This window comes from Arthrobacter sp. alpha11c, from assembly GCF_054149985.1.
This window is the reverse complement of sequence record NZ_CP196747.1, coordinates 2,159,327-2,172,950: the sequence shown is the minus strand read 5'-3', so window position 1 is coordinate 2,172,950 and position 13,624 is coordinate 2,159,327. Positions and strand designations below refer to the sequence as shown.

General features: G+C 62.2%; 9 protein-coding genes and 1 pseudogene. 7 read left to right on the top strand and 3 right to left on the bottom strand.

Features of this window, described 5'->3' with window-relative positions; all coding sequences use genetic code 11:
• The first annotated feature begins 50 nt into the window (after positions 1-50).
• The 3 genes from ahcY to ACTAQJ_RS09825 all read left to right on the top strand — a co-directional run bounded on the left by ahcY (position 51) and on the right by ACTAQJ_RS09825 (position 3,932).
• A complete protein-coding gene (gene ahcY / locus ACTAQJ_RS09835) occupies positions 51-1,529 on the top strand; it encodes an adenosylhomocysteinase (protein WP_498701860.1) in 1,479 nt (492 codons plus the stop codon).
• Between the two features lie 147 nt (positions 1,530-1,676).
• A complete protein-coding gene (locus ACTAQJ_RS09830) occupies positions 1,677-2,897 on the top strand; it encodes a L,D-transpeptidase (protein ID WP_498701859.1) in 1,221 nt (406 codons plus the stop codon).
• Between the two features lie 207 nt (positions 2,898-3,104).
• Positions 3,105-3,932 (top strand): pentapeptide repeat-containing protein, encoded by an 828-nt coding sequence (locus tag ACTAQJ_RS09825; protein ID WP_498701858.1) that lies wholly within the window; start codon positions 3,105-3,107, stop codon positions 3,930-3,932.
• A 104-nt stretch (positions 3,933-4,036) separates the two neighbouring features.
• Here the strand turns inward: ACTAQJ_RS09825 and ACTAQJ_RS09820 are convergent, their stop codons facing one another.
• Positions 4,037-4,840: an RDD family protein gene (locus ACTAQJ_RS09820; RefSeq protein WP_431119105.1), complete on the bottom strand. Its 804-nt coding sequence runs from the start codon at positions 4,838-4,840 to the stop codon at positions 4,037-4,039.
• A 126-nt stretch (positions 4,841-4,966) separates the two neighbouring features.
• Between ACTAQJ_RS09820 and ACTAQJ_RS09815 the strand changes: the two genes are divergently transcribed.
• Both ACTAQJ_RS09815 and ACTAQJ_RS09810 read left to right on the top strand, forming a co-directional pair.
• Positions 4,967-5,962: a stage II sporulation protein M gene (locus tag ACTAQJ_RS09815; RefSeq protein ID WP_498701856.1), complete on the top strand. Its 996-nt coding sequence runs from the start codon at positions 4,967-4,969 to the stop codon at positions 5,960-5,962.
• Positions 5,963-6,116: 154 nt separating this feature from the next.
• Complete coding sequence (locus ACTAQJ_RS09810; protein ID WP_498701854.1) at positions 6,117-7,229, top strand: TIGR01906 family membrane protein; 1,113 nt, start codon at positions 6,117-6,119, stop codon at positions 7,227-7,229.
• Positions 7,230-7,240: 11 nt separating this feature from the next.
• Here the strand turns inward: ACTAQJ_RS09810 and ACTAQJ_RS09805 are convergent, their stop codons facing one another.
• Positions 7,241-9,073, bottom strand: a complete 1,833-nt coding sequence (locus ACTAQJ_RS09805; RefSeq protein WP_498701853.1) for an AMP-dependent synthetase/ligase — start codon at positions 9,071-9,073, stop codon at positions 7,241-7,243.
• A gap of 10 nt (positions 9,074-9,083) precedes the next feature.
• Positions 9,084-10,839, bottom strand: a pseudogene (locus ACTAQJ_RS09800) (dolichyl-phosphate-mannose--protein mannosyltransferase).
• A gap of 138 nt (positions 10,840-10,977) precedes the next feature.
• Here ACTAQJ_RS09800 and rsmI point away from each other — a divergent pair.
• Positions 10,978-11,907 carry a 16S rRNA (cytidine(1402)-2'-O)-methyltransferase gene (rsmI, locus tag ACTAQJ_RS09795; protein ID WP_498701852.1) on the top strand — a complete coding sequence of 310 codons (930 nt, stop codon included), beginning with the start codon at positions 10,978-10,980 and terminating at the stop codon, positions 11,905-11,907.
• Between the two features lie 160 nt (positions 11,908-12,067).
• A complete protein-coding gene (locus ACTAQJ_RS09790) occupies positions 12,068-13,549 on the top strand; it encodes an NAD-dependent succinate-semialdehyde dehydrogenase (protein WP_223936356.1) in 1,482 nt (493 codons plus the stop codon).
• Positions 13,550-13,624 lie beyond the last annotated feature (75 nt).

The window sequence follows — 13,624 nt, the reverse complement described above, 5'->3', positions numbered from 1 at the left end:
TTCCAGACAGCAATCCCGCACGGTACGCCTAAACATCTATAAGGACTTCCATGACTTTCGACTACAAAGTGGCTGACATTTCCCTTGCCGAGGCAGGCCGCCACCAGATCCGTCTCGCTGAGCACGAAATGCCGGGCCTGATGTCCCTTCGTGCTGAGTTCGGCCCCTCGCAGCCGCTCAAAGGCGCCCGCATCGCCGGTTCGCTGCACATGACGGTCCAGACAGCCGTCCTCATTGAAACCCTCACCGCCCTGGGCGCCGAAGTTCGTTGGGCCTCGTGCAACATTTTCTCCACACAGGACGAAGCCGCTGCCGCCGTCGTCGTCGGTAAAGGTACGCCGGAGGATCCGCAAGGCGTTCCCGTCTTCGCCTGGAAGGGCGAGACCCTCGAGGAATACTGGTGGACCGCAGAGCAGATCCTCACCTGGCCCGGAGCGGACGAAAATCCGGAGCTGGGTCCCAACATGATTCTGGACGATGGCGGCGACGCCACCCTGCTCCTGCACAAGGGCGTCGATTTCGAGGCTGCAGGTGCCGTTCCCGCGGCCACCGAGGATGATCCTGAAGAGTACGTCCTCATCCTGGACCTCCTTCGCCGGACCTTGGCCGCGGACCCGCAGAAGTGGACACGCGTGGCCGCCCGAATCCAGGGCGTCACTGAAGAAACCACCACGGGCGTGCACCGGCTCTACCAGCTCGCGGAACAGGGCAAGCTGCTGTTCCCGGCCATCAACGTCAACGATTCGGTGACCAAGAGCAAGTTCGACAACAAGTACGGCATCCGCCACTCGCTGCCGGACGGCATCAACCGTGCGACGGACGTCCTCATGGGCGGCAAGGTTGCCGTGGTTTGTGGCTATGGCGACGTCGGCAAGGGTGCGGCAGAAGCACTGCGCGGCCAGGGTTCGCGCGTTGTAGTTACGGAGATAGACCCCATTTGTGCCTTGCAGGCCGCCATGGACGGCTACCAAGTGGCCAAGCTGGAATCTGTCCTTGCCCAGGGTGACATCTTCATCACCACCACCGGCAACAAGGACGTCATCATGGCCGAGCACATGCTGGGCATGAAGAACAAAGCGATCGTGGGCAACATCGGCCACTTCGATAACGAGATCGACATCGCCGGGCTTGCCAAGGTTTCTGGCGTCAAGAAGGTGGAGATCAAACCGCAGGTTCACGAGTGGGTCTTCGATGCCGGTTCGGACTCCGAGCGGTCGATCATTGTTCTGTCTGAAGGCAGGCTCCTGAACCTGGGCAACGCAACGGGCCACCCGTCCTTCGTGATGAGCAACTCGTTCACAAACCAGACGATCGCGCAGATTGAACTCTGGACCAAGAAGGACCAGCCGGCCGGGGAACGCGAGTACCAGAAGCAGGTTTACGTCCTGCCCAAGATCCTGGACGAAAAGGTGGCACGCCTGCACCTGGATGCGCTTGGCGTGGAGCTGACGGAACTGAGCAAGGATCAGGCGGACTACCTGGACCTGGATGTCGCAGGCCCCTACAAGCCGGAGCACTACCGCTACTAGGCCAAGTTCAGTTTTGCCGTGGCAGTAACCTCAACGCGGTAGCCTCAAGCCAGCGGTGAAAGGCCGGACACGTGAGCAGCGTGGCCGGCCTTTCGGCTAGAATTGGGTGTTCAGTATTGCTTGCCGGGGGACAGGAAGACAGGAACCATGACGGAAGTCGCCAAACGGAAAACGGGCAAGATCCTTGCCATTGCAGGGGTCTGCGCCGCCATCGTCGTGGGCGGTATTGGCGTTGCCACCGTTCCTGGATTGCTGGCCGGTTCCACCCCGAATGGCGTGGGAACAACCCAATCCTCTCCGACGCCAGAGGCCAAACCCGTTGAGCTGGGCATCACGCCGCTGGACGGCGCTGTGGAGTGGAATCCCGTGGTTGGCCCCCAGATCAAGGCCGTCAACGGCAAGGTCAAGGACGTAGTTTTGGCGCCGGCTGACGGCGGTACACCTGTGCAGGGGAAGACCAGCGCGGATGGCAGCACGTGGACAACCCTTGAGGTCCTGAAGTTCAAGACCCAGTACAGCTATTCCTTCACCGTCGTGGACACTGCAGGTAAGGAAACCAAGAAGACGCAGACCTTCACCACGGTCAGCGCTGCTTACGAAGCCGATGCCTCCATCTATCCCCGTAATGGCACAGTTGCCGGCTCAGGCCAGCCAATCGAAATCAACTTCAGCGAACCTGTGGTTGACAAGGCCGCGATGGAAAAGCGCGTTGCGATCACTGTTTCGTCGGGCCAGCCAGTCGCCTGGCATTGGTACTCGGACAAGAAGGTCCGCATTCGCCCGGAGGCATTCTGGGCGTCGGGAACCACGGTCACAGTGGATATGAAGCTCCTGGGCGTCGACTTCGGCAACAAGATGATCGGCAACGGGGATGTCGTTTCCACTTTCACTACGGGACCGCAGCGCGTGGCTGTAGTGGATGACAACACCAAGACCATGAACGTGTACTTCGATGGCCAATTGATGCACACCGCACCCGTATCGCTGGGTGGCGAAGACTGGCTCTCGCCCACCGGCTACGCCGTGATCCTGGAACAAGAACGCAAATCCAAGTTCAACGCCGGAAGCATTGGTCTCAAACCCGGGGACAAAGGCTACTACGCTCCGATGGTGGTGGATTATGCCAACCGCCTCACATGGTCCGGCGTCTATGTCCATCAGGCCTTGGAGTCCGCTTGGGGCGCCATTGGACGCGTGAACGTCTCCCACGGCTGCGTTGGCTTGCTGCCCGAGGATGCTGCCTGGTTCTTCAACAATATGAAAACCGGTGACGTGGTGCAGATCCTGAATACTGGTGCGCCGGCTGTTGAACCCCTGGAGGGCTTCGGCGACTGGAACATCCCCTGGGCCAGCTACGCCCAGCGGTAGCCACCGTTTCCAACCGGGTACAGAATTGCTATTAACATCGAGGCAGTGATTATTTCTTGCGGTCTTTGATTCTCCTTTCCGGTTCCGCATCTGCCCGGACCTGTTATTTGTGCTGCCCTCCGTGGTGATTACGAGTCTTCCCTAGGGGAACCCGCGCAGGGTTCCCAGCTCCTTCCACCGGATTCCATTTCATCGCTTGGAGCACTAATGACTATTTCGCCAACCCTTCGCCCGGACTGCAGCAATTGCTTCGCCCTCTGCTGCACCGCCCTTGGCTTTGCCCGCTCGGCTGATTTCGCGATCGATAAACCGGCTGCATCAGCCTGCCCGAACATGGCCAGCGACTTTTCCTGCACTATCCATCAACGTTTGCGGCCCCGCGGATTCAGCGGATGTACTGTCTTTGACTGCTTCGGCGCAGGCCAAGCGGTTTCCCAACGCACGTTTGGGGGCACGAGTTGGATCCAGGATCCGGCGTCCACGTCCTCGATGTTCGCTGTCTTCAAAGTCGTCAAGCAGCTGCACGAAATGTTGTGGTACTTGTCCGAAGCTGAGCAACGCGCTTTCGATCCCGAACTCGCGGCCACCGCCCGCCGGCTGTCCACAGAAATTGAAACCACATCCCAAGGCGAAGCGTCCGCAGTCCTGGCTGCCGACGTCGGACATTTACATGCCGAGGTGCGTGCACTTCTCATGGAGGTCAGCGAGGAGGTGCGCGCTTCATACGGGGCTGAGGGCCGTGAAATGCCCGACGGCGGCATCCACCCGGGTGCCGACCTCATGGGCACCAACTTGGCAAAGAGACAACTATGCGGCTCGGATCTCCGCGGTGCTTACCTGATAGGGGCAAACCTGGAGGGCAGCGACCTAACCGCGGTGGACCTCCTCGGCGCCGATCTGCGCGATGCCCGTCTCCACGGCACCAACCTCTCCAGGTCCCTCTACCTGACCCAACCGCAAATCAACGCCGCACAAGGAAACCCCGAAACGCGCCTACCCGAAAGGCTCACGACGCCGGGGCACTGGCAATGCTGACAGGTTTGCACGGCGGTCTCCAGGCATCCGGCAGCGTGCGTCCAAGCGAGGCACGAGCGAGCACGCCGAGGATGGCTGGAGGCCTCCGCCCTCAACGTGGCACTTTAGCGTTGTGTGAACGGCAGCTTCCGGAGCCTTTCGCCGATGGCGGCGTTGCGCTGTTCCGCCGTGCGCAGGCGGACAAGTTCGCGGTTGCGTCGTTCGCCGAGGACCGCCCCTATGTAGTCTTCGGGGATAGTTCCGGCTGGCGGTGGCGGCGCGACGTAGTTGGCCAGCTCGGAGGCCAGCGCTGCGGCCATCCTGGCCCGTGACGATGGTGCCATGAGGTATGCCTGCTGAACGAAGGTTCCGGCCCGGCGGGCTGTGGCGTCGGGGATCCTGCCAATGTCCGCCATCGCTACCCATGGTTGGAGGTAGGGCGGAGCACCGGGAAAGATCCTCGGCTCGGAGGGTACGCGCTGCCGCAGGGAGTAAGTGCCGGCTACGACGTCGCCGAGGCGCTTGGATTTGTCGTTGAAGAGTGCCACGCCGATTGCGAGTCCACCGAAGGTCATGTAAATCTCAAGGAACCCCAAGAGCCCACGGATGACCGCGTGCCGGAACCTGATGGAGCCGCCGTCGTCCCTGACCACGCGCAGGCCCGCGGCCAGTTTCCCCAGTGAGCGGCCGCGGGTGAGCGTCTCCACAGTGACGGGAACGATGACGAAGGAGAAGACGACACAGGCCAGGACCATGGCCCGGACCGCGGCTTCATCGAGATTCCGGGCGGCGGAGAGGACCAGGACGATGAGGAGGATCAACAGCAGGACGTTGGCAATGACGTCCAGAATGAGCCCCAGAGCGCGGGCGGCGAAGGACGCCGGGCGCAACTCCAGGACCACTGCCTCGCCTGTGATGATTGAACTCAAGTCCGCCCCCGGTGCGTAGCATCGCTGCGGGCGTAAGGTACCCGCATCAACGAGTCTAGCCGCGCCCATCCGGGCAGACAGGGATAGGGCAGACAGGGATAGGGCAGACAGGGATAGGGTGGTGCCGTGGACATTGATGCCTTTTCGGCCGTGCATGGGGACAAATGGTCGCGGCTCAGTTTTCTGGCACATAAGCGGCGGCTCACTGGGTCCGAAGCCGATGAATTGCTTCGGCTGTACCAGACTGTCTCTGCACATTTGTCACTGATCCGCTCGGTGGCTCCGGAGACGGCCTTGTCCTCATCCCTGTCTGCCGCACTCGCCCAGGCTCGAACCAGGTTCACCGGGGCACGTTCGAACTTCATGGAAGACCTCGCCCGCTTCTTCGTTATCGCACTTCCCGCGGCGTTCTACAGACTCCGATGGCTGACAGTTTGGTGTGGGGTTTTCTTCGTGCTGGTGAGTGGGGCGTACGCCCTGTGGATCGGGACGTCGCCCGAGGCGCTGCGGGCAGCATTTGGCAGCGATGACAGGGTGCGTCAGTACATTGAAGACGACTTCATCGACTACTACTCGGAGAATCCGGCGGCGTCCTTTGCCGGCGCGGTCTGGACCAATAACGCCTGGATTTCCGCCCAAGCCGTTGCTTTCGGAATTACGGGGTTTTGGGTGCCCATGATTCTCTTCCTCAACGCCCAAGGCGTGGGCGCGGCTGCCGGCGTGTTTGCCTCCGCGGGAAAGTTGGATGTTTTCTTCAGCTACATCCTTCCCCACGGGCTCATGGAACTCACCGCAGTGTTCATCGCCTGCGCAGCGGGGCTCAAGATTTTTTGGTCGATGGTCCGGCCCGGACCCAGGACACGGATGCAGGCCGTCGCCGACGAAGGACGTTCGCTCATCACCGTTGCCCTCGGGCTGGTCCTGGTACTTCTCATCTCGGGCCTGGTGGAAGCGTTCGTGACACCAAGCCCCTTGCCTGTTTGGATGAAGATCGCCATCGGGGCACTGGTCCTGGCGGCCTATTGGACGTACACCCTGGTTCTGGGTCGACGTTCATTCCGTTCGGGCGCTACGGGCGACCTTGACAGCCACGACGCCGGATACCGGGGGATTGCTGTCTAAGCGGACACGCCCGCACCTTACAGTTGCGTTTCGATCTTGCCATACCCGGGGTGGCTCCTCGTCTCCGCCCAAACCCGGACTGTAGGCTCGAATGCAGACAAGAGTGCCGGCAGCATGGTTACGCCGGTGGGATGCCTACGGAAGTGAAACCGCTGTGAGTGACAAGAGCCCAAAACCGCAAGATCCGGGGACGGACGTCCACGAGGACCCCGACGAGCCGGCCTTTGACTGGATGAAGCCCAAGGCATCTGGTGGTTCTGCTGCTGCTCCCTCAGGCCCGGTCCCGGTTCAGCCGGAGAGCCGCGCTGATCGGAAGGCTGCCGAGGCTGTGGACGTTGAGCCGGAGCCACCGCTTTTCGCGGAGACCGTGGCAGATGCGCCCGCAAGTCGCCAACCCGCACACTATTCCGAACCGTTGCCGACGTCGGCCCTCCAGGTTCGTCCGCCGGAGGACGAGGTTGCCAGGCGTAATGCAGAACGCGAACAGGCAGCAAAGGTCAAGCCAATAGGCCCCCGGATTTTCCAGGTACTGCTCGCGGTCTTCTTCCCTGTGATCCTCTTGGTGCTTGCTGTCCGGGCAGTGACCAGCCCCCTGTTCCTCTGGGTTGAATACAACCGGCCGGGTTTCCCCGGCGACGGCTACGGGTTCAGCACGGACGATCGCATGACGTACGGCTCCTATGCCGTGGACTACTTGAGCAACTGGTCAGGGCCCAGGTATTTGGGTGGCTTGGTAAACCAGGACGGCGCCAAGCTTTTCAAAGACAGCGAAGTCGCGCATATGGCGGACGTGAAGATGGTCATCCTGACCTCGTTTGGTGCCGGTCTGCTGCTCATTCTTTTGAGCATCATCGCCATTGCCTACTTGCGTAAGCGCAGTGCAGGCGGTGTTCGGCGTGGGCTTTTCGCCGGCTCCATCGTCACTTTGGTCATCATCGTTGGCCTTGCAGTGTTGGCAGCCCTGAGCTGGCAGCAGTTCTTCACCGAGTTCCACCGGATCTTCTTCGCCAATGGCACCTGGACATTCTCCCTGGAAGACACGCTCATTCGTCTCTTCCCGGGACAGTTCTGGGTGGACGCCGGAATCGTCATTGGAGCGCTCGTGTTCCTGGCCGCAACGGTCACCTTCATCCTTACCTGGCCCACGCGTCGTCGCCGTGGTTTGGACTCAAAGTCAGCGGCCGAAGAAGAAGCATCCTCAACAGAGATCGACGACGAGAGCGATGCCTCCGGCGTCCGTAAGGACACCAACGACACCCTCGCATAACCACCGAGCCGCTACTTTTCGTAAAGCTTTTCCACCAACGACGAGAAGTCCTCAACCACAACGGCCCGCTTCAGCTTGAGCGATGGAGTCAGGTGACCGGACTCGACGCTGAGATCTGCAGTGATAAAGGCAAACTTTCGGATGGATTCAGCCGAGGACACCAGAGTGTTCGCTTCGTCCACGGCGGACTGAACGGCCGCACGAACGGCCTCGTCCCTCGCGGCTTCACTGGGGGACATGGCGTCACGCTTGTTCTCGGCGCACCAGTCCTGGAGCCCTTCAGGATCCAAGGCCACCAGCGCTGCGACGAACGGCCTGCCGTCGCCCACCACCACGGCCTGTCCCACAAGCCGGTGCTCGCGCAGTTTCTCTTCAAGGGGACCGGGAGCGACGTTCTTGCCGCCAGCGGTGACCAACAGGTCTTTCTTCCTGCCGGTGATGGTCAGGAACCCGTCGGGGTCGAGCTCGCCCAGGTCTCCTGTGCGGAAGAAGCCGTCCACGAAGGCCTCAGCGGTGGCGGTCTCATTCCGGTGGTAACCCTTGAACACGCCGATTCCCTTGACCAGCACCTCGCCATCCTGTGCCACGCGGATGGTGGTGCCGGGCAGCGGTATGCCAACGGTCCCTATGCGGGACATGCTTGGCGTGTTGACGGTGCAGGGGGCAGTGGTTTCGGTCAGGCCATAACCCTCAAGGACAGGAATCCCCGCGCCGTGGAAGAAATGGTTCTCCCGCAGGCTGAGGGGGCTGGCCCCGGACACGGTGTAGCCAACGGCGCCACCGAAGACCTCCCGCACCTTGGGGTAGAGGAGCTTGTTGAATGCCGAGTGCTTGAGGCCAAGGAACCAGCCTGGACCGGGCCCCTGCCCGCGGGCGGCGAGGTCTACCGCCATCGAATATTCGACGGCGGTAGCGGACGCGGCGGCGAACAGTCCGGACTTGCCTGACATGGCCGCTTTATGTCCGGCCCCGGCATAGACCTTTTCGAAGATTCGGGGAACCGCGAGCAGGAACGTGGGTTTGAAAGCACCCAGGTCCGCCATGAGGCCACTGGCACCTGGGCTATGCCCCAACGTGACGCCTGCGGTGAGGCAAACCACCTGGACTGCCCTCGCCAGGACGTGTGCCAGAGGTAGGAACATCAACGTTCGCGCGCCGTGCTGCATCAACAGTTCGGGCAGGAACGGGATGACGTTCCGGGCAACCAGCACGAAGTTGCCATGAGTGATTTCGCAGCCCTTGGGTTTGCCGGTTGTGCCGGAGGTATAGACGATCGAGGCGACATCGGACAGGTTGGCGGCGCTGCGCTGGCGCTCAAGTTCGGCATCCATAATGCCAATTCCGACGGCGGCGAGGCTCGTCAGGTTGGGGGCCTCTCCGTCGTGCTCCATGCGGACAATCGTCACCGGGTCCTCACCCAACGCTGTGGACTTCTCAACGAGGGCGCGAACAAGGTCCGCCTTGGACGTGTCTTCCACAAAGATGCGCCGGGCACCGGAATCGGCAAGGATCCACTCGATCTGGCTGGCCGAGGACGTTTCATAAATGGGCACGGTAACTCCGCCGGCCATCCAGATGGCGAAGTCCACCAAGGTCCATTCGAAACTTGAACGGGAGAGCACAGCTACAGGATCGCCGGGGTTGACGCCTCCGGCGATGAGGCCCTTGGCCAGTGCCTGCACGTCCGCGAGGAAGCGCGCAGCAGGCACGTTGAGCCACCCATTGGCTGTCTTGTGGGCGTAAAGGTTGCCGAACGGGTCCTTGGCGCATCGTTCCAGAAGGAGGTCCGTCACGTTGGTATTCTCGTCGGCCTCGACCAGAAGCTCCGTGCTTGCCTCCCTCACGATCCTCCTCCTAGATCCACGATGGCATCCACATTCTCATCCGCCACTCCTGATAGCTGATGACTTCGGCGGTCAGAACAGGATAGAAAAACGCTGTGGCCAGTACGGCCAGCACCACAACCAAGCCCACTATGTAGAGTCCGGATCTCCGCCGCCAAGGAGGATCGCTGCTGCGACCCAGTACCAACCCCAGAACATACGTCAGGGCCAGCACCAGGAACGGTTCGAAGGAAACCGCATAGAAGATGAACATTGTGCGTTCGGGGTACATGAACCACGGCAGGTATCCAGCCCCGACTCCAACGAGGATGGCCCCGGCGCGCCAATCCCGCCGGCCCGCCCACCAGAAGAGCAGGATCACCAGGGCTACGGTGCCGCCCCACCACACAATGGGGTTGCCTACGGGCAGGATGGCCGAGGAACAGGTCTCGGCAATGCAGCCAGGAGTTCCCTGCTTGGGCGATTGGTAATAGAACGAGGTGGGCCTGCCCATGACCAGCCAGGTCCAGGGGCTGGACTCGTAGGGGTGGTCGGCACTGAGGCCCTGATGGAACTTGAACGCCTCAAGGTGGTAATGCGCAAGGGAACGGACGGGAATTGGGCAGCCAATCCCACCCGGGCGCCGGATTAGTGGCCGCCCACTGGCGGTAGTAGGCATCCTTGGAGAGGAACCAGCCGGTCCACGTGGCCACATACGTGGCTGCCGCGATCGGGACAATGGTCAGGAAAGCCGGAAGGCCATCCTTGATAACCGCTGCGCTGGGCCAGCTGCGGATTCCGGCGATGCGGCGGGCGCTCATGTCCCAGAAGACAGTCAACAACCCGAACGCGGCTACGAAGAACAGCGCAGACCATTTGGTGCCTACGGCCAGGCCTAAGCAAATGCCGGCAACAAGGCGCCACCAGCGCATTCCCAACCATGGGCCGGCCAACAGTTGCGCGGCGGAAGGCCGGCCATCGGGTGAAGCAGCCGCAAGGGCGGCGAGCCTGGAAGCAAGGCGACGTCGGCCGTCGTCGCGGTCCAACAGCAACGCGCCAAAGGCGGCAAGGATCCAGAACGTAAGGAAGATGTCCAGCAAGGACGTTCGCGACAACACCACATGGTGGCCGTCAACCGCGAGCAGCAACCCGGCCACTGCGCCAAGAGTGTGGGAACGGAAGAGCTTCAGCGTAATGAGCGAGAGCAGGAAGACCGTGAGCGTCCCGGTGAGGGCGGCACCGAAACGCCAGCCGAACGGATTGTCAGCCCCAAACAACCACATGCCAAAGGCGATCATCCATTTCCCGACCGGAGGATGAACTACGTACTCGGGGGTGTTGAGCAGGATCTCAGGATGGCCGGCATTGAAGGAATCGTTGGCATTGGCTGGCCAGCTGCGCTCGTATCCGCTGATGAGGTACGAATACGCGTCCTTGACGTAATACGTTTCGTCGAACACCAAGCTGTGCGGGACCTCAAGACGGAAGAAGCGCAGGATTCCGCCGATAACGGCGGTGATGGTGGGAATCAGCCAGAACCATAAACGCAGCGACGGCGGGTAATCCCGCCAGCTTTGGATCCCGCCGATCAAACGCGATGCCAAGGCGCTCACCTTGAAGGCCGCAGTGGGACTGGCGATCCAGGGGTGGCCTGCCAGCCCGCGTCCGGGAGACAGTTTGCTGGTGCTGCCGCCTGAGCCGTCCTGTCCGGACGGAGGCCGCCATGAGGTAGTTGCGGTGGCCGCTGTTGTCTGGCCTGGCTCTCCGGAGCCGTTGCTCGCCGCCACGTCCGTCGCTCCGGAAGGTAACGCCGACAGTGCGGGGGTTCCGGAATCGGTGGTGGGAACGGGGGACTGGCTCACCCGCCCATGCTACCGTTCCATCTTACTGCGGCGTTGAAGTGCGCGCGGCATTAGGCTTGGCAGGTGGAAGAACAACACAGCACCCCGGACGAAGCCCCCTTTGATGATGCATCGGCGGTTGATGAACCGGACGCCGGTGCCGCCGCGAGCCCAACCGCAGGAAGCGGCAGGATTGTGCTGGCTGCCACTCCCATCGGCAACGTGGGCGACGCGTCCTCCCGCTTGATCGAACTCCTGGCGACCTCGGACATCGTTGCAGCGGAGGACACCCGCCGCCTGCATCGGCTGGTCCAGGCCTTGGGCGTGGAGGTATCCGGGCGTGTCATCAGCTATCACGAACACAACGAGGTAGCCAAGACTGGTGAACTGCTGGACTACGTGCGGGCCGGCAAAACCATCCTGATGGTCAGCGACGCCGGAATGCCGGCAGTCTCTGACCCCGGCTTCCGTTTGGTGGAGGGAGCTGTTGCCGCTGGCCTGACTGTCACTGCCGTGCCTGGACCTTCGGCCGTGCTGACAGCCCTTGCGCTTTCCGGGCTGCCCACAGACCGCTTCTGCTTCGAAGGCTTCCTGCCCCGCAAATCGGGGGAGCGGAATTCCCGTCTGGCGGACTTGGCTGACGAGCGCCGCACCATGGTCTTCTTCGAGGCTCCGCACCGGCTCGAAGTGATGCTTCGGGCACTGCACGAGCGCTTTGGCGCGGACCGCCGTGTGGCTGTCTGCCGTGAACTGACCAAGACCTACGAGGAAGTCATCCGCGGAACACTGCGCGAACTCCTGGAGTGGGCAGAAAACAATGAAGTTCGCGGTGAAATTGCCGTGGTTGTGGGTGGCGCACCTGAGCAGGCCCCCGGCAAACCGGAAGACCATGTGGCTGCCGTGAACGAGCTCATCTCCCAGGGAATCCGGCTGAAGGAAGCCGTTGCCGCCGTGGCGGATGATGCCCGTGTCAGCAAGCGGGAGCTGTATTCGGCGGTGCTTGCAGCGCGCTGATCATCCCTGTGCAGGTGCACAATTTGGCGAGCGTATGGCAGTGCGTGAAGGCGTAGACACTGCTTCTTGCATGGCAGTACCGTGGCAGTAATTCAAGCCAATTCTGGCAAGGAACCCTAGTGGTGCAACCCTCCAATGCACCCAAGACGAAGGAGTCGCCATGACTGTCACGGTTGAACGCGAAAGCGAACTGCTGGCTTCCGTCCCCACCGGCCTGCTGATCAACGGTCAGTGGCGTCCGGCGGGATCCGGAAAGACCTTTGATGTTGAGGACCCGGCCACCGGCAAGGTCCTGCTCAGCATCTCCGACGCCGGTGCTGAAGACGGTGCCGCGGCCTTGGACGCCGCCGCTGCCGCACAAGCTGACTGGGCACGCACAGCGCCCCGCGAACGCGGCGAAATCCTGCGCCGTGCCTTCGAACTCGTCACCGAGCGCGCCGAAGACTTCGCCCTGCTCATGACCCTCGAAATGGGCAAGCCTTTGGCCGAAGCCCGGGGCGAAGTCACCTACGGCGCCGAGTTCCTGCGCTGGTTCTCCGAGGAAGCCGTCCGCGTGTCCGGCCGTTACTCCGCAGCCCCGGATGGCAAGAACCGTCTCCTCGTGCAGAAAAAGCCGGTAGGCCCCTGCCTGCTCATCACCCCGTGGAACTTCCCGCTGGCAATGGCCACCCGCAAGGTAGCCCCGGCCGTAGCCGCTGGCTGCACCATGGTGCTCAAGCCCGCCAACCTGACCCCGCTGACCAGCCTGCTCTTCGCCCAGGTCATGCAGGAAGCCGGCCTCCCCGCAGGTGTCCTCAACGTCATCCAGACCTCCACAGCGGGTGCGGTCACCGGCCCGCTGATCAAGGATGACCGCCTCCGCAAGATCTCCTTCACCGGCTCCACCCCGGTAGGCCAGGCCCTGATCCGCGAAGCCGCGGACAAGGTCCTGCGCACGTCCATGGAACTGGGCGGCAACGCACCGTTCGTCGTCTTCGAAGACGCCGACCTGGACAAGGCTGTTGAAGGCGCCATCGCCGCCAAGATGCGCAACATGGGCGAGGCCTGCACCGCAGCAAACCGCTTCATCGTGCACGAGTCCATCGCCGATTCCTTCGCCGAGAAGTTCGCCGCGAAGATTGGCTCCCTCACCACGGCACGCGGTACTGAGCCCGAGTCCAAGGTTGGTCCACTGATCGACGGCAAGGCCCGCGATGGCGTTCACGCCCTCGTCACCGAAGCCGTAGCAGGAGGTGCCACAGCAGTCACCGGTGGTGCCGCCGTCGACGGTCCCGGCTACTTCTACCAGCCCACCGTGCTGAAGAACGTCGCCGCCGACTCCCGCATCCTCCAGGAAGAAATCTTCGGACCGGTGGCCCCGATCGTCACGTTCTCCACCGAAGACGACGCCATCCGTCTGGCCAACAACACCGAATACGGCCTGGTTGCCTACGTCTTCACCAAAGACCTCAACCGTGGCCTCCGGGTCAGCGAGAAGCTCGAGACCGGCATGCTCGGCCTCAACGCCGGCGTCATCTCCAACGCCGCGGCACCGTTCGGTGGCGTCAAGCAGTCCGGCCTGGGCCGCGAAGGCGGCTCCGAAGGCATCGAAGAGTACCTCTACACCCAGTACGTAGGTATCGCGGACCCGTACGCCGACTAGCTCCCAGGTCCCGTCCACCGCTCTCGCAACAAGAACGGTAGAGACAAGCAAAGGGCCCGACGACGGAACCTTAAG